The 24,374-nt window shown below is 69.5% G+C and carries 22 protein-coding genes and 2 pseudogenes; 16 read left to right on the top strand and 8 right to left on the bottom strand.

Features of this window, described 5'->3' with window-relative positions; all coding sequences use genetic code 11:
- The 7 genes from E6J58_02790 to E6J58_02760 all read left to right on the top strand — a co-directional run.
- The coding region (locus E6J58_02790) for an anthranilate synthase component I (protein ID TMB41709.1) at positions 1–459 on the top strand (459 nt) is incomplete at its 5' end.
- The gene (locus E6J58_02785; GenBank protein ID TMB41708.1) at positions 456–1,055 is read left to right on the top strand and encodes an aminodeoxychorismate/anthranilate synthase component II; all 600 of its coding nucleotides are present in this window, start codon (positions 456–458) and stop codon (positions 1,053–1,055) included. The genes E6J58_02790 and E6J58_02785, both read left to right, overlap by 4 nt.
- 3 nt (positions 1,056–1,058) lie before the next feature.
- On the top strand, positions 1,059–2,087 hold the full coding sequence (gene trpD / locus E6J58_02780; GenBank protein TMB41707.1) for an anthranilate phosphoribosyltransferase: 1,029 nt from the start codon (positions 1,059–1,061) through the stop codon (positions 2,085–2,087).
- Complete coding sequence (locus E6J58_02775; GenBank protein ID TMB41706.1) at positions 2,084–2,818, top strand: indole-3-glycerol-phosphate synthase; 735 nt, start codon at positions 2,084–2,086, stop codon at positions 2,816–2,818. The genes trpD and E6J58_02775 overlap by 4 nt, the downstream gene beginning before the upstream one ends.
- On the top strand, positions 2,815–3,408 hold the full coding sequence (locus E6J58_02770) for a phosphoribosylanthranilate isomerase (GenBank protein TMB41705.1): 594 nt from the start codon (positions 2,815–2,817) through the stop codon (positions 3,406–3,408). The genes E6J58_02775 and E6J58_02770 overlap by 4 nt, the downstream gene beginning before the upstream one ends.
- Before the next feature lie 5 nt (positions 3,409–3,413).
- Entirely contained in the window at positions 3,414–4,610 is a 1,197-nt protein-coding gene (trpB, locus tag E6J58_02765; GenBank protein ID TMB41711.1) for a tryptophan synthase subunit beta, read from the top strand.
- Positions 4,607–5,368, top strand: coding sequence for a tryptophan synthase subunit alpha (locus E6J58_02760; protein TMB41704.1), 762 nt, complete (start codon positions 4,607–4,609; stop codon positions 5,366–5,368). Before trpB ends, E6J58_02760 begins: the two co-directional genes overlap by 4 nt.
- 2 nt (positions 5,369–5,370) lie before the next feature.
- On the opposite strand, the gene E6J58_02755 is transcribed toward E6J58_02760, so the two are convergent.
- From E6J58_02755 to E6J58_02720, 8 genes and pseudogenes are all read right to left on the bottom strand, one after another.
- Entirely contained in the window at positions 5,371–6,603 is a 1,233-nt protein-coding gene (locus E6J58_02755; protein ID TMB41703.1) for a glycosyltransferase family 4 protein, read from the bottom strand.
- Entirely contained in the window at positions 6,600–7,022 is a 423-nt protein-coding gene (locus E6J58_02750; GenBank protein ID TMB41702.1) for a 3-dehydroquinate dehydratase, read from the bottom strand. The genes E6J58_02755 and E6J58_02750 overlap by 4 nt, the downstream gene beginning before the upstream one ends.
- An 11-nt stretch (positions 7,023–7,033) precedes the next feature.
- Complete coding sequence (locus tag E6J58_02745; protein TMB41701.1) at positions 7,034–8,101, bottom strand: 3-dehydroquinate synthase; 1,068 nt, start codon at positions 8,099–8,101, stop codon at positions 7,034–7,036.
- Between the two features lie 553 nt (positions 8,102–8,654).
- A pseudogene (gene aroC / locus E6J58_02740) lies at positions 8,655–9,788 on the bottom strand (chorismate synthase).
- Entirely contained in the window at positions 9,785–10,621 is an 837-nt protein-coding gene (locus E6J58_02735; protein ID TMB41700.1) for a shikimate dehydrogenase, read from the bottom strand. Before E6J58_02735 ends, aroC begins: the two are co-directional and overlap by 4 nt.
- Complete coding sequence (gene aroA, locus E6J58_02730; GenBank protein ID TMB41699.1) at positions 10,546–11,937, bottom strand: 3-phosphoshikimate 1-carboxyvinyltransferase; 1,392 nt, start codon at positions 11,935–11,937, stop codon at positions 10,546–10,548. The genes E6J58_02735 and aroA overlap by 76 nt, the downstream gene beginning before the upstream one ends.
- Positions 11,934–12,965, bottom strand: a complete 1,032-nt coding sequence (gene aroF / locus E6J58_02725; protein ID TMB41698.1) for a 3-deoxy-7-phosphoheptulonate synthase — start codon at positions 12,963–12,965, stop codon at positions 11,934–11,936. The genes aroA and aroF overlap by 4 nt, the downstream gene beginning before the upstream one ends.
- Before the next feature lie 14 nt (positions 12,966–12,979).
- Entirely contained in the window at positions 12,980–13,894 is a 915-nt protein-coding gene (locus tag E6J58_02720; protein TMB41697.1) for a methionyl-tRNA formyltransferase, read from the bottom strand.
- Between the two features lie 42 nt (positions 13,895–13,936).
- On the opposite strand from E6J58_02720, the gene gstA reads away from it, so the two are divergent.
- From gstA to E6J58_02675, 9 genes and pseudogenes are all read left to right on the top strand, one after another.
- The gene (gstA, locus tag E6J58_02715; protein ID TMB41696.1) at positions 13,937–14,524 is read left to right on the top strand and encodes a glutathione transferase GstA; all 588 of its coding nucleotides are present in this window, start codon (positions 13,937–13,939) and stop codon (positions 14,522–14,524) included.
- Positions 14,525–14,565: 41 nt separating this feature from the next.
- The gene (locus tag E6J58_02710; GenBank protein TMB41695.1) at positions 14,566–16,179 is read left to right on the top strand and encodes a hypothetical protein; all 1,614 of its coding nucleotides are present in this window, start codon (positions 14,566–14,568) and stop codon (positions 16,177–16,179) included.
- A 16-nt stretch (positions 16,180–16,195) separates the two neighbouring features.
- Positions 16,196–17,944: a phosphoenolpyruvate--protein phosphotransferase gene (ptsP, locus tag E6J58_02705; GenBank protein TMB41694.1), complete on the top strand. Its 1,749-nt coding sequence runs from the start codon at positions 16,196–16,198 to the stop codon at positions 17,942–17,944.
- An 80-nt stretch (positions 17,945–18,024) separates the two neighbouring features.
- Positions 18,025–19,197 (top strand): methionine adenosyltransferase, encoded by a 1,173-nt coding sequence (locus tag E6J58_02700; protein ID TMB41693.1) that lies wholly within the window; start codon positions 18,025–18,027, stop codon positions 19,195–19,197.
- Between the two features lie 87 nt (positions 19,198–19,284).
- A complete protein-coding gene (locus tag E6J58_02695; protein ID TMB41710.1) occupies positions 19,285–20,541 on the top strand; it encodes an adenosylhomocysteinase in 1,257 nt (418 codons plus the stop codon).
- A gap of 10 nt (positions 20,542–20,551) precedes the next feature.
- Positions 20,552–21,317: pseudogene (locus E6J58_02690) on the top strand (undecaprenyl-diphosphate phosphatase).
- Entirely contained in the window at positions 21,212–21,898 is a 687-nt protein-coding gene (locus tag E6J58_02685) for a CoA pyrophosphatase (protein ID TMB41692.1), read from the top strand. Before E6J58_02690 ends, E6J58_02685 begins: the two are co-directional and overlap by 106 nt.
- Positions 21,895–22,929 (top strand): mannose-1-phosphate guanylyltransferase, encoded by a 1,035-nt coding sequence (locus E6J58_02680; GenBank protein ID TMB41691.1) that lies wholly within the window; start codon positions 21,895–21,897, stop codon positions 22,927–22,929. Before E6J58_02685 ends, E6J58_02680 begins: the two co-directional genes overlap by 4 nt.
- Positions 22,930–23,030: 101 nt before the next feature.
- The gene (locus E6J58_02675) at positions 23,031–24,227 is read left to right on the top strand and encodes a hypothetical protein (GenBank protein ID TMB41690.1); all 1,197 of its coding nucleotides are present in this window, start codon (positions 23,031–23,033) and stop codon (positions 24,225–24,227) included.
- Positions 24,228–24,374: the final 147 nt, after the last annotated feature.

Raw genomic sequence — 24,374 nt, 5'->3', positions numbered from 1 at the left:
GGGCGCAACGACGTCGGCCGCGTGGCGCGCATCGGCTCGGTGAAGGTCGAGCGGCTGATGGAGACGGAGCGGTTCAGCCACGTGATGCACATGACCAGCGAGGTGAGCGGCACGTTGAAGCCGGGGCTCGGCGCCGTCGACGCGTTCGCTGCGGCATTCCCGGCCGGAACGCTGTCGGGTGCGCCGAAGATCCGGGCGATGGAAATCGTCGACGAGCTGGAAGGCGTCCAGCGCGGTCCATACGGAGGCGCGGTCGGTTGGTTCTCCGGGGCAGGAGACGTCCAGCTCGCGATTGCCATCCGGACCTTGTTCCGCAGCCAGGGCCGCCTCTTCGCGCAGGCCGGCGCAGGGATCGTCGCGGCCAGCGACCCGGCCGCTGAGTGGCGCGAGGTGCTGGCCAAGGTGCGAGCATCGGTCGGCGCAGCGTACGGAGCGGTGGCGGGAAAGGCGGTTGCATGAAGCCGCGGGTCCTGGTCATCGACAACTACGACTCGTTCACCTTCAATCTGGTGCAGCGCCTCGGCGAGTTGGGCGCCTCCGTGGACGTGCTGCGCAACGACGCCGCGAGCGCCGCGGAGATTCTTCGGCGCCGCCCGGAGCGGCTGGTGCTGTCGCCCGGACCGTGCACTCCGAACGAGGCGGGAGTGTGCCTGGAGCTCATCTCCCGCGCCTGTGGGCTGAACGGCTTTGCGCGGCCGCAGCGCGCGGTCCCCATCCTCGGCGTCTGCCTGGGGCATCAGAGCATCGGACAGGCCTTCGGGGGAAAGGTCGTGCGCGCGCGGGAGCCAGTGCATGGAAAGGCGGAGGAGATCGTGCACGACGGGAGCGCGCTCTTCCGCGGGGCGCCCAAGCCGCTGCACGCTGGCCGCTATCATTCGCTGGTGGTCGACGGGCGCACCCTGCCCAGGGAGCTCAAGGTCTCCGCGCGCACGAAGGACGGGATCGTGATGGCGGTTCGCCATTTGCGGCTGCCGGTTTTCGGCGTGCAGTTCCATCCAGAGTCCATCCTGACTCCCGACGGGCAGACGCTCCTCGGCAACTTCCTCAGGGTTTGAACGATGCCGCTGCGCGAGCACATCCGGCTGGCCGTCGACGGGATTCACCTCTCGCGCGCGCAGGCGGCGGCAGCGATGGACGCGATGCTCGACGGCAGCGCCCCCGTGTCGCAGATGGCCGCGCTGCTCGTGGCGCTGCGGATGAAGGGCGAGACGCCGGACGAGATCGCCGGCGCCGCCCAGGCGCTGCGATCCCGGGCGACGCGCGTCGAAGTCTCGCAGGATCGGCTCATCGACACCTGCGGGACCGGCGGAGACGCGTCGCACACGTTCAACATCTCCACCACGTCGGCGTTCGTCGCTGCCGCCGGAGGAGCGCGCGTCGCCAAGCACGGCAACCGTGCGGTCTCCTCCCGGTGCGGCAGCGCCGACGTGCTCACCGCGCTGGGAGTCGAGGTGGAGCTGCCGCCGGCTGCCGTCGCGGCGTGCATCGACGAGTGCGGCATCGGGTTCCTCTTTGCCCCGCGGCATCACGCGGCCATGCGCCACGTCGCGCCGGTGCGCAAGGAGCTCGGGCTGCGCACGCTCTTCAACCTGCTCGGGCCGCTGGCGAATCCCGCGGGAGCACGCCGCCAGCTCCTCGGCGTATATGCCCCGCAGCTCGTCCCGGTGCTGGCGAAGACGCTGGCGGAGCTGGGATGCGACCGCGCCTTCGTGGTCCACGGGTACGGCGGGCTCGACGAGATCTCCACGGCCGGCCCGACCGTGGTCTGCGAAGTCCGCTCCGGCGTGGTGCGCCAGTTCGAGCTGTCGCCGGAGGACGCCGGCGTGCAGCGGGCTCCGCTCGAAGGATTGCGCGGCGGAGACGCCCAGCAGAACGCCGAGACGCTGCGCGCCGTGCTCCGCGGCGAGAACGGTCCGCAGCGGGCGGCGACGCTGCTCAACGGAGGAGCGGCGCTGGCGGCCGCCGGCGTCTGCGAGACCATCGCCGACGGCGTCCGCCTCGCGGAGCGCGCCATCGACAGCGGAGCCGCACTGGACCGGCTGGAGCGGCTGGTGCAGGCGTCGCAAGCGCGGAAGGCTGCGCCATGAGCCATCTGGAGAAGCTGGTGGCGCAGGCGCTCGAGGACGCGCGCGAACGGCAGCGGTTGCCGCTGCCCTCGCCCTCGCCGGCGCTCCGGCCTTTTCCACGCGCGGGATTGATCGCCGAAGTGAAGCGCGCCAGTCCCTCCAGCGGATCCATCAATCCCGGGCTGGATGCTGCGCTGGCCACGGCGTACGAGCGCGGCGGCGCGGCGGCGATCTCGGTGCTCACCGACCGCGCACACTTCGGCGGCTCGCTCGCCGATCTGCGCGCCGCGCGCGAAGCCGTTGCGCTCCCGGTCTTGCGCAAGGACTTCATCGTCACCGAGTTCCAGGTCCGGGAGGCGCGCGCGCACGGAGCCGACGCCATCCTCCTCATCGCCGCCGCCGCTCCGCTCGCCACCTTGCGGCCGCTGCGGTACCTGGCACGCGAGCTGGGGATGGCGGTGCTGTTCGAGGTTCACGAGGAGAGCGAGCTGGAGATGGCGCGCGCCTGCGAGCCCGATCTGTTGGGAGTGAACGCGCGGAATCTGAAGACTCTGGAAGTCTACCCGGACGCCTTTGGCCGGATCGCGCCGCTGGCGCGCGGAATCGCGCCACTGGTCGCGGAGAGCGGTGTCCGCACCGCTGAGGACGTCCGCCGCTATCGCGCGCTCGGGGCCTCGATGCTGCTGGTCGGCGAGGCGCTCTCGTCCGCCGCGGATCCCGAATCGGCGACGCGGGCGCTGGTGCGCGCATGAAGATCAAGCTCTGTGGCGTGCGCACCGTGCCGGACGCCCTTCTCTGTGCTCGCGAGGGCGCCGACGAGATCGGCGTGGTCTTCGCGGAGAGGAGCCGCCGCCACGTCACGGTGGAGGAGGCGAAGGCCATCCGCGACGCCTTGTCCGCCCGCATCCCTTTGGTCGGCGTGTTCCTGGACGCGGAACTTTCCGAGGTGCTTCGGATCGCAGGCGAGGTCGGTCTGCAGGCCGCGCAGCTCCACGGCAAATGGCCAGCGGAGCGCACCGCGCTTGCGCTCTACGCGGCGCTTCAGGTCGACTCGGAGGAGTCGCTGCGGCCGCGACCGGGTGCAGCCCGGATCCTCCTCGACGGTCCCGCGGGCGGCTCCGGGAAGAGCTTTCCCTGGAAGCTGGCGGAGAAAGCGCGCCAGATCCACGACGGCGAGCTCTTCGTCGCCGGAGGGCTCACGCCGGAAAACGTCGCCCAGGCGATCGCCGAGGCACGCCCTTCGGGCGTCGACGTCGCGGGCGGAATCGAAGGACCTCGAGGGTTCAAGGATCCGGAGAGGGTGCGCGCGTTCGTGCGCGCCGCGCGAGGTGCGTCGAGATGAAGGAGATGCCGCCGATCCTCGCGGAGCAAACCATCGCGCCGCCCGATGGCCGCGGCCGCTTCGGGGCGTACGGCGGCCGCTTCGTTCCCGAGACGCTGATCCCGGCGCTGGACGAGCTGGAGCGGGCCTGGACGGCGGCGCGAGCCGATGCCGACTATCGGGAGGAGCTGACGCGGCTGTTGCGCACGTACGCCGGCCGGCCGACGCCGCTGTTCCGCGCCGACGGCCTGGCGAAGACGCTCTCGTTGCGCGCGCGGGTCTACCTCAAGCGCGAAGACCTCCTCCATACGGGCGCACACAAGCTGAACAACACCCTCGGGCAGGCGCTCCTGGCCGAGCGCATGGGCAAGCGGCGCGTCATTGCCGAGACCGGCGCCGGACAGCACGGCGTGGCCACGGCCACGGTCTGCGCGCTGCTCGGCCTTACATGCATCGTCTACATGGGGACCGAGGACGTCCGGCGCCAGAGCCCGAACGTCGTCCGCATGAAGCTGCTGGGCGCGGAAGTGCGCAGCGTGGATGCCGGATCGCGGACGCTGAAGGACGCGATGAACGAGGCGATCCGCGACTGGGTCACGAACGTCCGGACGACTTACTACTGCATCGGGAGCGCCGCAGGTCCGCATCCCTATCCGCTGATGGTGCGGGAGCTGCAGAAGATCATCGGCGAGGAAATCGCGGAGCAGATCGTGAGCGCCGAAGGGCGTCTTCCCGACGCGGTCGTCGCCTGCGTGGGCGGCGGATCGAATGCCATCGGTGCGCTGCACCGATTCGTGCGTGAACCCTCCGTCGCACTTTACGGCGTCGAGGCGGCAGGCCTCGGGCTGGAGAGCGGCAAGCACGGTGCTTCTCTCGCCAAGGGCCGGCCCGGGGTGTTGCACGGCTCGCGTTCGTACGTTCTTCAGACAGAGGACGGCCAGATTGCCGAGGCGCACTCGATCAGCGCCGGCCTCGATTACCCCGGGGTCGGTCCCGAGCTCTCCCATCTGCGGGACCAGGGGCGGCTCACGGTGCTCTCCGCGACCGACGAAGAGGCGCTGCAGGCGTTCCAGACGCTCGCGCGCAGCGAGGGGATCCTCTGCGCGCTCGAATCGGCGCACGCCATCGCCGCGCTGCCCAGAGTCCGCGGCGATCTCCTGGTCGTGAACCTCTCCGGGCGCGGCGACAAGGATCTTGGCACCGTTCTCGAGGCGCTGAAATGAGCCGCCTCTCCGACGCGTTCGCAGCGGCGCGCGCAGAAGGCCGGACGGCGCTCGTCGCCTATGCGATGGGCGGAGACGGGAATACTGCTGCTCTCTTGACCGCCATCGACGCTGCAGGTGCCGACGTCATCGAGCTCGGCCTGCCGTTCTCCGACCCCATTGCCGATGGTCCCGTGCTGCAGGCGGCGGCCACGCGCGCCATCGCCGCGAAGACGACGCTGCGCGATCTGCTCTCGATGGCTTCCCGCCTGCGCCTGCGCGCTCCGGTTGTCGCGATGGGGTACATGAACCCGATCGAGTCGATGGGTTCCCGATCGTTCGCCAGGGCGCTGCGCGAAGCCGGGCTCTGCGGGGCGATCGTGCCCGACCTGCCGCTGGAGGAAGCCCAGCCGCTGCGAGACGATCTCGGCGCCGAAGGCCTGGACCTGGTGCCGCTGGTCGCGCCGACCACTCCGCGAGAGCGCGCGGCGCAAATCGCGCGGACCGCGCGCGGTTTCTTGTACTACGTCAGCGTCACCGGCGTGACCGGTGCGCGCACCGCGTTGCCGGAAGATCTGGAAGTGCGTCTGGCGGAGCTGCGGTCGATCTCGCCGGCGCCGGTCGCAGTCGGATTCGGTATCTCGCGACCTGAGCAGGCGGCCGCGCTGAAGGGGAAGACCGACGCAGTCGTGATCGGATCCGCGCTGGTCGCGCTGCATCACGAGCGTGGCGTGGACGCTGCCGCGGGCTTGATCCGCTCGCTCCGGGCAGCGCTTTAGCTCTAGCGAAGGAGCTTCTTCAGCGCCTTGCGCGCGAAGACCGCTGCGACCGCGGGAGTCTGCCGGTCGAGGATGCGGGGGCGTTCCGGGGCGGGCCCCTCGAGGAGGCCAAGCACCACGTCGGCCGAGCGTTGCCAGGTGCGCCCTTTCGCACCTCGGGCCGCCGCGGCGCGCGCTTTCTCGTTTGCTGCAGGGTCGCAGAGCGCGACGATGGCGTTCGCGAGCGCCTCCGCGTCGCCCGGGGCCGACGTCCGGGCCCAGCCGTCATGCTCGCCTTCCGTCGCCAGCACGTCGCCAGCGGTGCACGCGGCCGGCAGCGCCGTCCAGAGGCAGTCGAGGAGCCGCGTACGGAACGCCAGCTCTGCCTCCAGCGACGGCTTGTGCGCGGAGACAGCGAGGTCTGCGTCGAGGAGCCACGCACCCCGCTCCTCGTACGGAACCCACGCATCCACGAAATGCACACCGGGCCCCGCCGCGGAGCGCGCCTCGTCGGCCGCCGCCCGCATGGGAGGGGCCGCTTTTCCGGGTCGCTGTCCCGCAAGCAGCGCGAGCTTCAGGCGCGGTACCCCCCGCTGGGCGATCGCTGTTGCCCGGACGGCCAGCGCAGGATCCATCCAGTCCCACAGGCCTCCCGCCCAGAGCGCGATGCGATCGTCTGGCGCAGCCTGGATCGCGTGACGCAGCGGCGAGCTCCCTTTTCGCGGCGGCGTCTCCGGCACGCCGAACGGAACGATGGCGATCAGCCGGGACGCTTCCGGATCGGCCGCGAGCGCCTGCGGCGAGAGGCGGCCCGATGCCCCCATCCAACCGAGCCAATGCGCGCGCTGCGGGAGGGAAGCGCAGAGCACGTGGTCAGCGCGGCGGATCAGGTACTGGAGCCGCCGTCGCACGTACCCGACTTCCACGATCTGCTCCGCGGTCGGCGTAGACCCGATGCGCGCGAGATGCTCGAGCTGCACCGGATCGTACAGGTCGAGCACCAGGCGCCCGCTGAACCGGAGCAGGTGCGGCAGCGGAAATCCGAAGCCCTGTGCGATGAACGCGTCGGAATCTCGAAGGACGGCGCCGAGGTCGCGGGAGGTGCGGAAGGGCTCGTCCGCGAGCTCGCCGGCGCCCTCGGCGACGAGGGTGACCTGATGGCGCGCGGCGAGCCTGCGCGACAGCTCGACTGCCCGGATCCCGGGGCCGGCCATGCGCGCGCCGACCACGTCCTCGCAGTGGTAGGCAATCCTCACCGGACGAGCCACTCCAGCGCTTCGAGATATCCGGCGGCGCCCTTGCCGACGATGCGGTGGGCGCAGACTTCCTCGATCACGCTCACGCGCCGCCACGCCTCGCGCTTGGCGATGTCCGACAGATGCACCTCCACCACGCGGAGCCCCGTGGCCGCGATGGCGTCGCGCAGCGCATAGGAGGTGTGCGTGTATGCGCCCGGATTGAAGATCACTCCGCCGGCCCAGCGCCGCTGCTGGTGCAGCTCGTCGATCAATGCCCCTTCGTGGTTGGACTGGACCGCGCGCACATCGTGCCCGAGCTCTTTCGCCCGCGCCGTCACCATCTCTTCCAGCTCCGCGAGCGTGGTCTTCCCGTAGATCCCGGGCTCGCGCTCGCCGAGGAGGTTCAGATTCGGGCCGTTGAGCAGGAGGATGTTCATCCGCGCGGAGTCTACGCGAGAGCGGCTGCGAGCGCCCGGCCGCAGTCTGCGGTACTCGCTTCGCGAAGCCTTGGCGTTCCGATCCGCTCCAGGACGACGAAATGCACCGACCCCCGGCGGGATTTCTTGTCGCGAGTCATCGCGTGCAATGCCGCTTCCCGCTGCCGTGGATCCAGGGCGCGGCCGGCGTCCACGCGCAGCCGCTCGACCAGGCGCAGGGCCCGGTCGCGCTCGGGCATCCCGTCGCTGAGGGCCAGCGTCCCGCGCAACCCCAGCGCCACGGCCTCCCCATGCGTGAAATGCGCATACCCCGTCGCAGCCTCCAGCGCATGGCCGACCGTATGGCCGAGATTGAGGAACGCGCGTTGCCCGCCCTCGCGCTCGTCGTCGGCGACGATGCGCGCCTTGAGCCGGACCGCCCCCTCGATCAGCGGAGTCAGAGCGCCGGCATCACCGGATGCGGCGCGCTCCAGGTCGCGTTCGCAGCGTGCGAGCAGATCTCCTCCTTCCAGCAGCGCGCATTTCACCACTTCCGCGAGACCGCTCCAGCGCTCGCGCTCCGGCAAGGTCGCGAGCAGCAGGGGGTCGCACACGACCAGACGCGGCTGGTGGAACGCGCCGACGAGGTTTTTTCCCGCTCGCAGGTTCGCTCCTGTCTTCCCGCCAAGGCCTGCATCGACCTGCGCGAGCAAGGTCGACGGAACGCTCACCCACGGCACGCCTCGCAGGTACAGCGCAGCGGCCAGCCCGGCGAGGTCCGTCAGCACGCCGCCGCCGATCGCGACGACGTATCCGTCGCGTCCAACGCCGCGCGCGGAGAGCGCCTCGCACATCGCCTCGACCTCGGCGAGCGTCTTGGTCGACTCGGCGACCGCTCGGGGCAGAGCCTCGCCGAAGTGCGCGCCGAGGACGTGCATCGCCTCGCCATGGAGCGAGAGCAGCCGGGCGTCGCAGAGGAGACCCGTGGTCCCTGCCAGCCCGGCGTTGGTGCAGAGCGCAGGCAGCTGCTCCAGCGCACCCGGCTCGATCACGCAGTCGGTGCGCGCCCCCGATGCGAAGCGGACCTCAATGGTGGGCACGCTGCGCCTCCAGCGCGGAGATCACCGCGGCTGCCTGGGCGGAAATCTGCTGAGGAGAGGCGCCCGGAACCACGTCGAGAATGCCGTCGGCGAGCCGCGCATAGAGCGGCTCGCGTGCGGCTGCAAGCTCCGCCAGCCGCGCCGCCGGGTTTCCTGCGAGCAGCGGCCGGCCTGTCGCCGCGCGCTCCGCGCACAGCGGCACCGGCGCGCGCAGCCAGAGCAGGTGTCCCGTCTTCCGCACCGCCAACCGCACGGCGCGCGACCCGACGGCGCCCCCGCCAAGCGAAATCACGCTGCGTGGCCCGCGCGCTGCGACGCGGACCGCCTCCGTCTCCCGGTGGCGGAACCCGGCCTCGCCTTCGGACGCGAACAGCTCCGGCACGGACTTGCCGGCAGCGCGCTCCACGACGGAATCGATCTCCACGAACGGAAGTCCCAGGGCCGAAGCCAGGAGCGGCGCCAGCGTGGTCTTCCCCGCGCCGGGCAGGCCGCACAGCCAGACGTGGCCGGCGAGCGGTCGCGCGCGCCGCCAAGCGAGTCGCAGCGCCGCGTACAGCTCGTCCATCGAGTCGCCGCCCAGCTTGGTGAGGAGTGCGTCCGCCATGCAGAGCGCCACCACGGCCTCCCCGACGACTGCCGCCGCGGGCACCGCGCAGGTGTCGCTGCGCTCGACGTGCGCCGCGTCCGCTTCGCCGGTGAGCAGATCGACGCTGCGGAGCGCGGCGGGCACGGTGGCGATGGGTTTCATCGCGGCGCGCGCAACCAGCGGCTCGCCGTTGGTGACGCCGCCTTCGAGGCCGCCGGCGTGGTTGGTGTCGCGGGTGATGCCGGCTCCGGCGCGGCCCATCGGATCGTGCACCTGCGAGCCGAACAGCTCCGCGGCGCGCCAACCGTCGCCCAGCTCTACCGCCTTGATCGCCGGAATCGAAGCCAACGCCCGCGCGAGCAGGCCATCCAGGCGCAGATCGGCCTGCGTGTAGCTGCCGAGACCGGGAACGAGCCCTGTCACCCGCACCTCGAACGTGCCGCCCACCGTGTCGCGGCGCGCGCGCGCTTCCTCGATCTGCTCGCGAAACGCTTCCTCCACCTCGCGGTCGAGGCAGCGCACCGCCGATGCATCCGCTTTCAGCGCGAGCGCCTCGGCGTCTTCCATCCCTTCGAGTCCCGACACGTCGCGAGCGCGAGCCGACCCGATGGAGGTGACCCAGGAGCCGACACGGACGTCGAGCTCGTCGAGCAGTCGCCGGGCGGCCGCGGCAAGGCCGACGCGCATCGCAGTCTCGCGGGCGCTGGCGCGCTCGAGCGAGTTGCGCAGGTCGCGGTAGCCGAACTTGATCGAACCCGTGAGGTCCGCGTGGCCGGGCCGGGGCAACGAGACGAGCTTGCCCGGATCGGCCACTGGTTCGACGGCCATCCGGTCGGACCAGGCCTTGGGGTGGTCGGCGTTCTCGATCAGGAGCGCCAGCGGCGATCCGAGCGTCTTCCCATGCCGCACGCCGGCAAGGATCCGCGGCTTCTCCGGCTCGATGGCCATCCGGCCGCCGCGTCCGTATCCGAGCTTGCGACGCTGCAGGTCGCGCTCGATGTGCTCCGCCAGCAAGTCGAGGCCGGCGGGAAGCCCGTCGAGGATCCCGACCAGGGCCGGCCCATGCGATTCGCCGGCGGTGAGAAAGCGGAGCCGCGTCACGCCAGCGCCGCCTTCCGCAGCTCGGCCGCGAGCTCGACGAGATGGGGCCTGCCGAGCCAGATCTCCAGCGATGCGATGGCCTGATGGACGAGGACTTCGATTCCGTCGATCGCGCGCAATCCGCGCGCGCGGGCGGCGCGCACCAGAGCGGTCTCGCCGACCGAGGAATAGGCCAGATCGACCACCGTCCCGCGCAGCGACCGGGGGTCGACCGGCATCTCCTCCCCGCTCATTCCCACCGTGGTGCAGTTCACGACCAGGTCCGCGCGCGCGGCGGCGTCCGGCGTGCCAACCCTGACGCCCATCTCGCGTGCGAGGTGCTCGGCGCGGGACGGAGTCCGGTTCAGGATGGCGACATGGGGCCGCAAGGCATCGACGACGGCGCGCGCGGACCCTCCCGCCCCGAGGACGACCGCCTCGCCGGAGAACCTTCCCAGCGCTCGGAGAAGACCTTCGCGATCCGTGTTGTGGCCCGAGAGAACGCCGTCGTGGTTGACGATGCAGCTGACGGCGCCGATGCGCTTCGCCGCGTCGTCGAGCCGCTCGAGAGACGCGATGACCGCCTGCTTGTGCGGGACGGTCACGTTCGCTCCGGCGATGCCGAGCGCCCGCAAGGCGCGCACTGCCGCCGGCGCGTCCGTAACCCGGCAAGGCGCGTACACCGCGTCGAGGCCGAGGAGCTGGAAGGCGCGGGCATGGATCGCCGGCGAACGGGAGTGGGCGACGGGATCGCCGAGCAGGACGTACAGTGCGCGCATCAGGGGGAGATCTCCACCTCCGCGCCGAGCCTGCGCAAGAGGGCGTAGAACCCGGGGAACGAGATGTCCGACCATTCGGCGCCGGAGATGCAGCACGCCTCACCCGCCGCCAGCGACGCGACCGAGAACGCCAGCGCGATGCGGTGGTCCATCGCGGAGTCGATGGCGGCGCCGCCGTGCAGGGCGCCGCCCTGGATGCGCAGGCCGTCGGGAAGCTCCTCGACGCGCGCGCCCATGCCGCGGAGACCGGCGGCCATCTGGGCGATCCGATCCGATTCCTTGACCCGCAGCTCCTGCGCGCCCCGGATGACCGTCTCGCCCTCGGCGAGAGCGCCGAGCACCGCGAGGATCGGCACTTCGTCGATGGCGCGAAGAACCAGATCGCCGTCGAGCTGCGTCCCGCGGAGCTTCTGGGCGGAGACTGTCAGCTTCGCCACCGGCTCGGGACCGCCCGACTGGCCGAGCTCGAGCTGGATGCGGGCGCCGAACATCGCCAGCGCATCCAGAAAACCCGCGCGCGTCGGATTCACGCCGACGTGTTCCAGGGTGAGGGTACTGCCTTCGGGAGCGGTCAATGCGGCGCCGATCAGGAACGCGGCCGAGCTGAGGTCTCCGGGAACGTCGAGAGCGAAGCCGCGCAGCTTCGCGGGGCCGCGCACCGCGACCGTGGTGCCGCGCTGCACGACCGCCGCGCCCATCGTCCGCAGGAGACGCTCGGTGTGGTCGCGGCTCTTCCCCGGCTCGGTGAAGCTCGTCTCCCCTTCCGCAAACAGGCCGGCCAGCAGGACGGAGCTCTTCACCTGCGCGCTGGCGACGTCGGAGGCGATGGCCGCGGCGCGCAGCGGATGGCCGCGCCGCACGATCATGGGCGGCTTGCCGTGCGTCGTCTCGATCTCCGCTCCGAGCTGCCGGAGTGGCTTTGCGACCCTCTCCATCGGCCGGCGCGACAGCGATTCGTCGCCGGTCAGTGTCGCCTCGATACCCGCGCCGGCAATCACTCCGGTGAGAAGGCGGATCGTCGTGCCGGAGTTGCCACAGTCGAGGCGCTCGCTCGGTTCCCGCAGACCCGAGAGTCCGTGGCCGAGAACGATGGCGTCGTCGGCCTGCATGTCGGGATCGCGCTCCGGGAGCGCCGGGCTCCGGGGCGGTCGCTGCGGCGGGGCCTTCTCTGCCCACGGCGTGCCGTCTCCTCGCAGCACCGGGACACCAAGCTGGGCGAGACAGCGCGCCGTCGATCGCACGTCGCCGCCTGGGGCCAGTCCCGCCATGCGGCTCTCGCCCTCAGCCAGCGCCGCGAAGATCAGGGCGCGGTGCGAGATGCTCTTGTCGCCCGGGACGCGGACGCCTTCGGCGTGCAGCGGCTTGCGCAGCGGCCAGATGCGCGCGTTCACGCGCGCGCCACCCGGTACAGGGAGCGGCCCATCGCGGAGGCGATTTTCTCCACCTCGCGCATCAGCTTCTCGAACGAGGGAAGATTGAGCGATTGCATGCCGTCGCTGAGTGCGCGGTCCGGATCGGGATGGACCTCGATGATCAGCCCGTCGGCCCCGCAGGCGACCGCCGCGCGCGCCATCGGCAGCACGGCGCTGCGGATGCCGATGCCGTGCGAAGGGTCGACTACCACCGGCAGGTGCGACTCGCGCTTGAGGACGGGAACGGCGTTCAGATCGAGGGTGTTGCGCGTCATGGTCTCGAAGGTGCGGATTCCCCGCTCGCAGAGGATCACCTGCTTGTTGCCGCGCGAGACGATGTACTCGGCGGCCATGAGCAGCTCCTTGATCGTCGACGACATCCCCCGCTTGAGCAGGACGGGCTTGCGCACGTCGCCCACCGCTTCCAGCAGGGAGAAGTTCTGCATGTTGCGGGCGCCGATCTGCAGCAGGTCGGCGCTCTCGACGACCGCGCCCAGCGTCTCGGTGTCCTTCACCTCGGTGACGATCTTCAGGCCGGTCTCGGCGCGCGCCTTCGTGAGCAGCTCGAGACCCTTCTGTTTCAGGCCCTGGAAATCGTACGGGCTCGTCCGCGGCTTGAAAGCGCCGCCGCGCAACAGCGACGCGCCGCTGGCCGCCACGCCCCGAGCGGCAGTGAGGATCTGCTCCTCGCTCTCCACGGCGCACGGGCCGGCCATGACCACGAGCTCCGGTCCACCGACCGGCACGCCCGCCACGTCGACGACGGTGTCCTCGTGCTTCACTTCGCGCGAGACGAGCTTGTACGGCGCGGTCACCGGGATGCAGTCGGCGACGCCGGGCAGCTCGCGGAAGTGCCCCGGATCTACGGGGCCCTGGTTGCCGGTGATGCCAATCGCCGTGCGTCCCGCGCCCTCGATCGCGTGCGGCGTGAACCCCAGCTCGCGGATGCGGGCTTCGATCGCTGCCTGGGCGTCAACAGACACGTCGGGATGCAGCACGATCAGCATCCCGCGAATCTACCTCAGGTCCCGAGACGATGGCCGGGTTTCAGGCGCGCGCCCTGCAGCCATGCGGCCGCTGGCATCCGCCTCTTCCCTTCGGGCTGGACTTCGACCAGCTCCCACGCCGTGCCCGGCGCGCACGCAACGGCGGTTCCGGCCAGCAGCTCTCCGGGGGCGCCGCTTCCGGCAACGGGCCGCGCCGACTGAATTTTCAGCGCGGCGCCATCCACGGTCGTCCAGGCGCCGGGCCAAGGCATGAATCCGCGGCGCCTGGCGTCGAGCTCGTCGGCTGTGCGGGTCCAGTCCACGCGCCCGTCCTCGCGGGAAAGAAGCGGCGCGAGCGTCGCTTTGGAGTGGTCCTGCGGCACTCGGGGCAGCCGTCCTTGCGCGAGCAATGCAAGCGCCTGGGTCAGCGCATCGGCCCCGAGTGGCCCCAACTTGCGCAAGAGCGACTCGCCGGTCTCGTCGTCGGCGATGGACAGGCCACGTTGCAGACGGATGTCTCCCGTATCCAGACCTTCGTCCATCTGCATGATGGTGACGCCGGTTTCCCGGTACCCGCGCGCCACCGCCCACTGCGCGGGCGCCGCTCCGCGCAGCTCGGGAAGCAGCGACGCGTGCACGTTCAGGCATCCGTGCAAAGGCACTCGCAGCGCGTCCGGAGGCAGGATCCGCCCATACGCGGCGACGACGGCGACATCGGGCCTTGCGGACACCAGGACCGCTGCGAGCCTCCCCTGCTTCACCTTGTCCGGTTGCTCGACCCGGATGCCGCGCGCGATCGCCCACTCCTTGGTTGGAGGCGCCTGCAGCTCCTGGTGGCGTCCGACCGGCTTGTCGGGTTGGGCGACCACCAGCGCCAACTCGCCCGCCCGGCTGCACGCCTCGAGGATCGGCAGTGCGAACTCCGGCGTTCCGAGGAAGGCGATGCGCATCCGCTGCGCAACTTAGCAAACGCTCCGGCATCAAAGTGCGTCATGAAACTCTTCTACGTACCGGGCGTCTGTTCGCTCTCGCCTCACATCGTGCTGCGCGAGATGGGCGCTGACTTCAAGCTCGACAAAGTGGACCGGAACACGAAGATCTCCGAGTCCGGAACCAACTACAACCAGCTCAATCCGAAGAGCTACGTGCCGGCGCTGCAGCTCGATGACGGCACCGTGCTTACCGAGGGCGCATCGATCCTCATGTATCTCGCCGACCAGAAGGGCGGAGAGAAGGTGGCTCCCAAGGCGGGCACCAAGGAGCGTTACAAGCTGCAGGAGTGGCTGGTCTTCATCGCCACCGAGCTGCACAAGAGCTTCAGCCCGCTCTTCCGCAAGACGTCGGATCCGGTCTTTCGCGAGAACCTCACGAAGCGGCTCGACTTCGTGGCGGCAACGCTGGCGAAGCAGCCGTACCTGCTGGGCGAAAAGCTGACCATGGCCGACGCGTATCTGTTCACGATCCTGCGCTGGGCGGCGCGCGTCGAGCTCCCGCTGCCGGCACCGCTGCAGCAGTTCATGGAACGGATGAAGGCCCGTCCCGCCGTCGCCGAGGCGCTCAAGGTTGAAGGACTGACCTAAGAATTGACGGCACCCCCGAGGGCGGATACGCGAAGAGGCAGATGCGACTCTTCGCGCTCGTGCTCGCCGTCTCGCTGATCGCTTGCAAGTCGAAAGACGCGGGCGATCCGCAGACATGGATTCCCAAGCTCGAGGACAGGGATCCGAAGGTCCGCGTCCAGGCCGTCCAGCAGCTGCGCAAGCTCAAGGCGAAACAGGCAGCGCCCCGCATTGCCGCTCTCTTGAAGGACCCGCTGGTGAAGGAGGAAGCGGCGCTCGCTCTCGAGGACCTCGGCGGCCCCGAGCAGGTCGATGCGTTGCTCGATGCGGTCGACACGACGGTGGGCGCTGGCAGCGATACCGCCGCACGCGCCGCCAACCGCACCAACGCCCGCATCGCGGAAGCGCTGGGGAACATCGGCGACGCGCGCGCCGGGCCGGCCCTGCTCCGGCTCGCCCGGTCCGGAGACGACAACGTCCGGCTCGCGGCCGTGGAAGCGCTCGGAAACGTCAAGTCGAAGGACGCGGTTCCCGAGCTCTCGCACATCGTCGATGACCCCACAGCGCCGCCGCTCTTGATCAAGCGCGCCGTCGTCGCTCTGGGACAGATCGGCGACACCGCGGGCATCCCTGCGCTGGCGCACGCGCTCGTCATCGAGCGCCAGGGCGTGTCGTTTCTGTCGGACAGCTCGTTTGCGCTGTTCCTCATGGGCCCGTCAGCGGTCGAGCCGCTGATGAAGATCGCCCAGGACCAGGATCCCGCCTACCTCGCCTGGGCGAAAGAGAACAACCGCGCGCCGGCCGGCACGTACGCGAAGACGGCGCTGGTGCTCGGCGATCTCGAGGACCAGCGTGCGGTCCCCGTGCTGCTGGCGAAGCTGAAGTACGTCGATCCCGACCCGAATCGCGAGACTTCGCGGCTGCTCTCCAATCTCGTCCGCATGTTCGCGGCCAACGCCTTGGGGCGCATGCGCGCCACGCAGGCCGCTGCCGCGGTGCAGGCGCTGGTCTCCACCGCGAACGCGCAGGACGAGGACGTGACCACCTTCGCCGCGGAGGCGCTGGTGTGGATCGGCGATCGCGCACAAGCCCGCGAATTGATGAAGAAAGCCCAGTCGGGCCTCCTCAAGTTGCGGCTCACGATTGCGCAATCGGCGGCGCTCTTCGGCGAGCCGGTCCTGGGCAAGGACATCCTCAACCTCGCGATGCGCGAGTCGAAGGGATCGCAACAGACCTGCGTCCGCCAACTGGCCGAGCTGACGATGCCCGTGGGCGACCCGCGCCAGGCCTGCGACCTGCTCGCGACGCAGTTCGGCGAGCTCTCGAAACCCTTCGAAGCCGCGCGGGTTTGCGCGACCGACTCGCCGTGCTGGTTGCCCAAGCTGCAGGACCCGGACCCCGTCGTCCGGGCGCGCGCCGCCTACGAGCTCGGCCGGGCGGGCGCCCTGGATGCGGTCCCGGGCCTCGCCAAGGCCGTGGCGGACGAGCAACTGCTGATCCGCACCGCCGCGACGCGCGCCCTCGACTGGCTCACCGCCGTACCAGCCGCCCGACCGGCATTGAAAGGCATTGTCCCGCAGCTTGCCGAACAGCTCGCCCAGGAACAGGGAAAAGGGCAGTACGTGAAGGCCAATGAGGAGTTACGCCGCCTCCACGTGAAGCTGACCCGCCTGTGATAGACCTGCGGGAGCCTTGGCGAAGCTGACCGGAATCCCCGCTTCTCCCGGCGTCGCGATCGGGCGCGTGTTCCCCGTGGACCGGCGGCGCGCACGCGTTCCGCGGTACCACATCCAGCCCGATCAGGTGGAAGCGGAAATCCGCCGGCTCGATGCGGCGGTGAAAGAGTCCGTCGACCAGCTCCAGCAGATCCGTCAAAGCCTTGGCGACGGCGAGCAGGGCGACATCCTCGACGCGCACCGCCTGATGGCGAACGATCCCACGCTGATCGAGGGCGCCAAGGGGCTGATCCGGGATGAGCTGCTCAATGCCGAATGGGCCGTGCGCCGGCTGGTCCGGGACGTCGGCGAGAAGCTAGGCTCGGACGGATACGTCGCCGAGCGGCGCGCCGATCTGGACGAGGTCTGCGACCGGATCGTCCACAACCTGATCGGAGAGCGGCCGATCTCCGTCGACATTCCTACGGACGAGGTGGTCATCGTCGCCTATGACCTGCCCGTTGCCGAGGCGGCGGTGCTGCTCGCTTCAGGGAAGATCAAGGGTCTCGTCACCGATTTCGGGAGCAAGACGTCGCACACGGCGATCCTCGCCCGGGCCCTGGAAGTGCCGTGCGTAGTCGGTGCAGGCCAGGCGAGCGAGATCTGCAGTGCCGGAGACCTGATCGCGCTCGACGGGACGACGGGCGAGGTGCTGCTCTCGCCCGACCCGGAGGAGGTCAAGCGCTTCGAGGCGGCGCGGGTGGCGGCCAAATCCCGCGACGCAGCGCTGCTCGAGGATCGCGATCGGCCCGCGCAGACGCTCGACGGGCGCCGTGTCTGCCTGCAGGCGAACATCGAGTTTCCAGAGGAGGTCCCGAGCGTCCTCGCCCACGGCGGCGAGGGGGTCGGCTTGTATCGAACGGAGTTCCTCTACCTGAACCGCGAGGAGCTCCCCAGCGAGGAGGAGCATTACCGCGCCTACAGCGGGATCCTGCAGCGGATGCAGAACCGCCCCGTCACCATCCGTACGCTGGATCTCGGCGGCGACAAACTTCCCATCGGGCAGCGCTCCCACGAGCCCAACCCTGCGCTCGGACTTCGCGCCATCCGCTTTACGCTCCGGCATCCGCAGCTCTTCCGGACTCAGGTCCGGGCACTCCTGCGCGCCTCCATGCAGGGCAAGCTGCAGATCATGCTGCCCATGGTGGCCGCGGTCGACGAGCTTCGTGACGCCAAGACGCAGATCGAGGCCATCCGGCAGGAATTGCTGCTGGAAGGCAAGCCGGTCGCGGAGAAGATTCCGATCGGCATCATGATCGAGACGCCCGCCGCGGCGCTCGCCGCCGACCGGCTGGCGCGCGAATGCGACTTCTTCTCCATCGGCACGAACGACTTGATCCAGTACTCCCTCGCCATCGATCGGGGAAACCGCGACGTCGCGTACCTCTATCGGCCGCTGCATCTCGGCGTGCTGCGCCTGATCCAGTCTTCAGTCGCAGGTGCGAAGGCGGCGGGAATCGAGTGCGCGATGTGCGGGGAGATGGCCGGGGACCCGTCCTACGCGCTGGTCCTGCTCGCGCTCGGACTCGACACGCTGTCGATGAACCCGGCGGACATTCCCAAAGTGAAGCGCGTGATCCGGGCGGCGGACGTGCGCGATGCCCGCAAGCTCCTCGATGAAGCGATGGCTTTTTCCTCGCACGACGAGATCGAGCGGTACGTTCTGGAGCAGATGCACAAGCGGTTTCCGCAGCTCGTTTTCGAGGGAGGAGCGCCCCCGATTTGACGTTGACAGGCCGCGGCATCGGGGCGATTCTGCGCGGCCTTTCGTTCCACGCCGGCAAGAGCCGGGTCTGAGGACACACGATGCAGCTGCGCGACGCCCTCTTCTCTTCCGAATCCGTCACCGAAGGTCATCCCGACAAGATCTGCGACCAGGTCTCCGACGCGGTGCTCGACGAATGCCTGCGCCAGGACAAGTCCAGTCGCGTCGCGCTGGAGACCGCGGTGAAGACGGGATTGGTGCTCCTGATCGGCGAGATCACCACCCGCGCGCGTCTCGAGTACCCGAACATCGTCCGCCGCACGGTGGAGCGCATCGGTTTCAACGACGGTTCGATGGGATTCGACGCGCGAAGCTGCGCGGTGATGGTCGCGGTCGAGCAGCAGTCCCTGGAAATCGCCATGGGCGTCGACTCCGGCGCCGGCAAGGAGCAGGGCGCCGGCGACCAGGGGATGATGTTCGGATACGCCTGCGACGAGACGCCGGAGCTGATGCCCCTGCCCATCGCGCTCGCGCATCGGCTGACCCGCCAGCTCGCCAAGGCCCGGCGCGGCGACCTGAAGTTTCTTCGGCCGGACGGCAAGAGCCAGGTCACCGTCGAGTACCGCGACGGGCGTGCGCACAAGGTGCAGGCGGTCGTCATCGCGGCGCAGCACGAGGATTCCGTCTCCACCGAGCAGCTGCGCGACGCGGTGAGCTCGGAAGTGATCGACAAGGTCGTTCCCCTCGAGCTGCGGGCGCCCGACATGAAGCGGATGATCAACGCCACCGGCCGCTTCATCATCGGCGGCCCCATGGGCGACTCCGGTGTGACTGGCCGCAAGATCATCGTCGACACCTACGGGGGCATGGGGCACCACGGCGGCGGCGCTTTCTCCGGCAAGGATCCCTCGAAGGTGGACCGCAGCGCCGCCTACGCGGCGCGCTGGGTGGCAAAGAACGTGGTTGCCGCCGGTCTGGCGCGACGCTGCGAGGTGCAGGTCGCGTACGCCATCGGAGTCGCGGAGCCGGTCTCCATCATGGTGGAGACGTTCGGAACGCACACCGTTCCCGAGGAGAAGATCGAGAAGGCGGTCCGCGCCACGTTCTCCCTCAAGCCGGCATCGATCATCCGCGAGCTCGATCTGCTGCGGCCGATCTACGAGAAGACCGCTGCGTACGGGCACTTCGGCCGCACCGAGCCCGAGTTCACCTGGGAGCGCACCGATCGCGCGGACGCGCTGCGGCAGGCCGCGGGGCTCAAAGGCGCGGCATAGCCGCTGCCGCACCGGAGGTGCGACTTTGCGGCTACGCTTGAGGCTGTACTCCGAAGGAGCGAGAGAATGGCAGTGTCCAAGAAGCAGATGAAGACCGCCCACCACGTGAAGGACCTGAACCTCGCGCCCAAGGGGCACGGGCGCATCGAATGGGCGGAGCGGTCCATGCCGGTGCTGGCCAGCATCCGGGAGCGGTTCGCGAAGCAGAAGCCGCTCAAGGGGATGCGGATCAGCGCCTGCCTCCACGTCACCAGCGAGACGGCGCACTTGATGCAGACGCTCCACGCGGGCGGCGCCGAGCTCGTGCTCTGTGCGTCCAACCCGCTCAGCACGCAGGACGACGTGGCTGCGGCGCTGGTCGACCAGGGCATCAGCGTCTACGCGATCAAGGGCGAGGATCGCGACACCTATTTCGAGCACCTCAAGGCGGCGCTGAACCACGCGCCCAACCTGACGATGGACGACGGCTGCGACCTCGTCTCCAGCCTGGTCAGCGACCGCCGCGAGCTCCTGAAGAACGTGATCGGCGGCACCGAAGAGACCACCACGGGCGTCCAGCGGCTGCGCGCGATGCAGGCGAACGGCGAGCTCGCGTTTCCGGTGATCAGCGTCAACGACGCGCTCACCAAGCACATGTTCGACAACCGCTACGGCACCGGCCAGAGCACCATCGACGGCATCGTGCGCGCGACGAATCGGCTGCTCGCGGGCAGCGTGTTCGTGGTGCTCGGCTACGGATGGTGCGGCCGCGGCCTCGCCATGCGCGCCAAGGGGATGGGCGCCGACGTGGTGGTGACCGAGATCGATCCGCTGAAGGCGCTGGAAGCGACCATGGACGGATACCGGGCGATGCCGTCGCTCGAGGCGGCGAGGATCGGCGACTTCTTCTGCACGGTGACCGGCAACTGCGAGGTGCTGGCGCAGCCGCACTTCGAGAAGATGAAGGATGGAGCCATCGTCGCGAACAGCGGGCACTTCAACGTCGAAGTGGACATCGGTTGGCTGGAGAAGAACGCCAAGAAGCGCACCGTGCGCGAGTTCGTCGACGAGTACACGCTGAAGAGCGGCAACCGCATCGCCATTCTCGGCGAAGGCCGGCTGATCAATCTCGCCAGCGCCGAAGGCCATCCCAGCTCGGTGATGGACATGAGCTTCGCCAACCAGGCCCTGAGCGCCGAGTACGTGGTCAAGAACGGCAAGAAGCTGCAGAACCAGGTCTACCCGGTGCCCGACGAGATCGACCGCGAGATCGCGCGCCTCAAGCTGAAGTCGATGGGCGTGCGGATCGACAAGCTGACCGAGAAGCAGGAAAAGTACCTCGCGTCCTGGGAAGAAGGGACGTAGAGGAAGCGGCATGCCCGTCTGGCAAGCCGTAGTGTACGGGGTCGTGCAGGGCCTCGCGGAGTTCCTGCCCATCTCTTCCAGCGCCCACCTCACCTTGCTCCCCTGGCTGTTCGGGTGGGAAGACCCCGGTCTCGCCTTCGACGTGGCGTTGCACTGGGGGACGCTCGCGGCGGTGCTGGCCGTCTTCTGGAAGGACTGGATCCGCCTGCTCGGCGCGGGATTGACGGGCGGCGGCTCGGAGACGGATCGGCGGCTCTTCTGGGGCCTCGTGATCTCGGCGCTGCCGGCGGCCGTGATCGGAAAACTGCTGGACAAGTGGGCGGAGTCGAATCTGCGGGCGCCGCTGCTCATCGCCTGCACCATGGCCGCGCTCGGGCTGATCCTCTGGTACGCCGACCGCGTCGGACGCAAGTCGCGCGACCTCGCGCAGATGACCATCCCGCGGGCCTTTTCGATCGGCGTCGCGCAGGCTGGGACTCCTCGAGGACTTCACCCGCGATGAGATCGCGCGCTTCAGCTTTTTGATGAGCACGCCCATCATCTTCGGCGCGGGACTGCTCAAGCTGCCGAAGATGGTCCATGACATGCGCGCCGGTGAAGGGGACCTCACCTGGGTCGCCCTCGCCGCCGGCTTCGTCGCCTCGGCAGTGGTGGGCGCGGCGGTGATCCGCTGGATGCTCGACTACCTGCGCCGGCGCACGTACGCGGCGTTCGCCTGGTACCGGCTGGCGGTGGCCGCCTTGGTGGTGTTGCTGTGGCTGAGCGGGAAGAGGTAACGCTTCCACAGATCCGGCGCGCCATCACGCGCCACAAGCCAGTGCTTCGGCCGGAGTTCGGCCGGGCGGCGGCGGTGCTGGTGCCGCTGTTGCCGCGTCCCGAGGGGCTGCACGTGCTCTTCACCGAGAGGAGCAAGGAGCTGCGCTCGCACGCCGGCCAGATCAGCTTTCCCGGCGGCTCGATGGATATCGGCGATGCCGACGCGCGGGCCACGGCGCTGCGCGAGGCTCAAGAGGAGGTCGGCCTGCGCGAGGAGCACGTCGAAGTGCTGGGCGCCATCGACGACTGCCCCACCTTCGTCACCGGCTTCGTGATCACGCCCGTGGTCGGCGTCGTGGATCCGCTCGCCTTCACCGCCGCCGGAAGATATCCGTGGACCCCGAGCCCGGCGGAGATCGCGGCGCTGCACGAGCTGCCTCTGTCCGGCTTCTGTGATCCGGCCAATCTCCGCATCGAGATGCGGGAGCGAAAAGGCCAGCAGTTCGAGCTCTACTGGTACACCGTGAACGGCGCGGTGGTCTGGGGCGCGACGGCGCGCATCCTCAACCAGCTGATCCAGCTCGCGCGGGAGGGGCAATGAGCCTGCACGCGGTGATTCTCGCCGGCGGCAGCGGGACGCGGTTCTGGCCGCTCTCGCGGGTGAAGAAGCCCAAGCAGTTCCTGGCGCTGGTGACGAAGCGGACCCTGATCGCCGAGACGTTCGCGCGGGTTGCGCCGCTCTGCCCGAGCGAGCGCACGTGGGTGGTGTGCGGCAAGGATCACGTCGAAGGCGTGCGCGCGGCGCTTCCCGATCTGCCGGTGGCGCATCTGATCGTCGAGTCGGTGGCGCGCAATACCGCGCCCGCGATCGGGCTTGCCTGCGTGCACGCGCTGCGCGAGGACCGCGCCGCCACCCTGATGGTGCTGCCCAGCGATCATCACGTGGGGCGTCCGGATGCCTTCCGCGACGCCCTCGCTCTCGCTGCGGGCGCCTGCCAGAACGGCGATCTGCTGACGCTCGGGATCAAGCCCACGCGTCCGGAGACCGGCTACGGGTATCTGCGGCGGGGAGCAGAGAAGGCGCCTGGGGTGTTCGCGGTGGAAGCGTTCGTGGAGAAGCCGGACGCCGCGACCGCCGGGCGATACCTCCAGGATCCGTCGTACTCCTGGAATGCCGGGATCTTCGTGTTCCGCGCCGACGCGATGCTGGACGCGCTCCAGCGGCACCTGCCAAAGGTGCACGAAGGCCTGACGCGAGGCGGAGACTTCGCCGCGCTGCAGTCGATCAGCATCGATTACGGGGTGATGGAGCCCGAATCACAGACTACCCATCGCATTGCGCTCGTGCCCGGCGACTTCGGGTGGAGCGACGTGGGATCGTTCGCGGCGCTGCCCGAGGTTCGCGCGCTCGACGCTCGCGGCAACGCGGTGAGCGGCGACGCGATCGCCGTCGACTGCGACGGATGCGTCGTGTTGTCGGAAGGAAAGCGCCTGGTGGCAGCGGTCGGGCTGCGGGACCTTTGCATCGTCGATGCCGGCGACGCTCTGCTGGTCGTTCCTCGCGAACGCGCCCAGGACGTTCGCGCCGTCGTCGATTCGCTCAAATCGCAGGGCCGCTCCGACAAGCTCTGAGATTGCAGACGCGCTGCACTTTTACGCAAGCGTTCCGATTCCTTGACTCGGCTTCGACAATGCTGCGAGAACCAGCGGGGTCTTCAGCGAGGGGCGCATCGATGAGAGCTCTGTTTGCGCTGGTTGTAGCGGTGTCGTTTGCGGCGTCCGCGCAGTCGAAGGACAACAAGCCGGCGGCGCCGCCTCCGTCGTCGGGATGGAACACGCCGCAGACGGTGCCCAGCGCTTCCGGCAAGATGCCGGCGCCCGCGGCAGCGACGCCCGCTGCGCCTGCCCCGAAGGCCGACGAAGCGCTTCCGCTTCCGATGGCCGGCGCGGAGCAGCCGCAGCTCGATCTCAGCTTGCTAAAAGATACCTCGCTCTGCGTCTTCCCCTTCGTGAAGGAGTCCGCCGCGGGAAGCTCCGACAAGAAGTACCTCGAGGCGATCCAGAAGACCTTCTTCGAGGTGGCCAAAGACTCGCCGCTGCTCAAGGACGCGGTGCTGCTCGGCGACTCGACCACCCACTGCGAACCGCATGACGCTGCCTGCGTCTCCAGCGTGGGGAAGATGGCGCGATGCCAGAACGTGCTCGTCGGCTCGTCGGCGGCCAAGGGCAACGGCTTCGTCCTCTCGGTGCGGATCTTCGAGGTCGGCAAGCAGCGGGTGCTGCCGAACTCGGAGGTCGAGCAGGTGCTGGAGACCGATCGGCAGAGCGACGTGCAGGCCTGGGCGGAGGGGCAGGCGTGCCGCGCCCTTCAAGTGAAGTGCGCCGGACGCATCTACGTCGACGCCGACCGCCGGGACATGACCATCTACATCGACAATCGCCTCGCTCCGCGCAGCTTCAAGAACCCGGAGGCAATCGCGGTGGAGCCCGGCGTCCACGCCGTGCGCGTCGCGGTGGGGCAGCGGACGTCGCTGGAGAAGAAGGTCGCGGTCCGCCGGGGCGGCTTCTCGGAGACGGTGTTCGCGCGGCAGACCGAGAAGGGCGGGTTGCCGCTGACGCTGGCGTCCGACCTGCACGGTGGACGGCCGGATCCCAGCGTGGACGTGAAGGAAGGGAAGTGGACGCGGCCGGTCGGGTACACGCTGATGGGAGCCGCGGCTCTCGCGCTCGGCGTGGGAATCTTCCAGGGGCAGCACAGCAAGAGCCTCGTCAGCGACGCCGAGGCGAACTACAGCAGGAACGGGGTGTACCTCGCCTCCGATATCTCGAACCTGAACTCTGCCAAGAGCGCGGCGACGATCGCCAACGTGCTCATCGTGAGCAGCGTGGTACTGGCCGCGGCCGGCGGGGTACTCGCGTTTGCCTTCTAGGTTTCTAGAGAGAGCCGAATGAATCGCCTAATCGCCGTCGTGGCGCTCCTGTCCTGTGTCGCTTGCGTTTACAGCGGCGAGCCGTCGCTCGGCTCTTGCAACGTCCCCACCGACTGCACGCGGACCGACGGCGGAGCGCTGCTGGGA

It is taken from the genome of Deltaproteobacteria bacterium (assembly GCA_005879535.1).
Taxonomy (GTDB): Bacteria; Myxococcota; Myxococcia; order Myxococcales; family 40CM-4-68-19; genus 40CM-4-68-19.
Note: the sequence above shows the minus strand (reverse complement) of the source record. Positions and strands in the feature narration are given on the sequence as shown.

Coding starts and splice junctions, on each gene's coding strand:
- E6J58_02775 (TMB41706.1), top strand. CDS start 2,084: ATGAGCCATCTGGAGAAGCTGGTGGCGCAGGCGCTCGAGGACGCGCGC.
- E6J58_02675 (TMB41690.1), top strand. CDS start 23,031: ATGAGAGCTCTGTTTGCGCTGGTTGTAGCGGTGTCGTTTGCGGCGTCC.
- E6J58_02680 (TMB41691.1), top strand. CDS start 21,895: ATGAGCCTGCACGCGGTGATTCTCGCCGGCGGCAGCGGGACGCGGTTC.
- E6J58_02760 (TMB41704.1), top strand. CDS start 4,607: ATGAGCCGCCTCTCCGACGCGTTCGCAGCGGCGCGCGCAGAAGGCCGG.
- gstA (TMB41696.1), top strand. CDS start 13,937: ATGAAACTCTTCTACGTACCGGGCGTCTGTTCGCTCTCGCCTCACATC.
- trpD (TMB41707.1), top strand. CDS start 1,059: ATGCCGCTGCGCGAGCACATCCGGCTGGCCGTCGACGGGATTCACCTC.
- E6J58_02750 (TMB41702.1), bottom strand. CDS start 7,022: ATGAACATCCTCCTGCTCAACGGCCCGAATCTGAACCTCCTCGGCGAG.
- E6J58_02710 (TMB41695.1), top strand. CDS start 14,566: ATGCGACTCTTCGCGCTCGTGCTCGCCGTCTCGCTGATCGCTTGCAAG.
- E6J58_02735 (TMB41700.1), bottom strand. CDS start 10,621: ATGGTCGGACATCTCGTTCCCCGGGTTCTACGCCCTCTTGCGCAGGCT.
- E6J58_02700 (TMB41693.1), top strand. CDS start 18,025: ATGCAGCTGCGCGACGCCCTCTTCTCTTCCGAATCCGTCACCGAAGGT.
- aroF (TMB41698.1), bottom strand. CDS start 12,965: ATGCTGATCGTGCTGCATCCCGACGTGTCTGTTGACGCCCAGGCAGCG.
- E6J58_02785 (TMB41708.1), top strand. CDS start 456: ATGAAGCCGCGGGTCCTGGTCATCGACAACTACGACTCGTTCACCTTC.
- E6J58_02770 (TMB41705.1), top strand. CDS start 2,815: ATGAAGATCAAGCTCTGTGGCGTGCGCACCGTGCCGGACGCCCTTCTC.
- trpB (TMB41711.1), top strand. CDS start 3,414: ATGCCGCCGATCCTCGCGGAGCAAACCATCGCGCCGCCCGATGGCCGC.
- E6J58_02720 (TMB41697.1), bottom strand. CDS start 13,894: ATGCGCATCGCCTTCCTCGGAACGCCGGAGTTCGCACTGCCGATCCTC.
- E6J58_02695 (TMB41710.1), top strand. CDS start 19,285: ATGAAGACCGCCCACCACGTGAAGGACCTGAACCTCGCGCCCAAGGGG.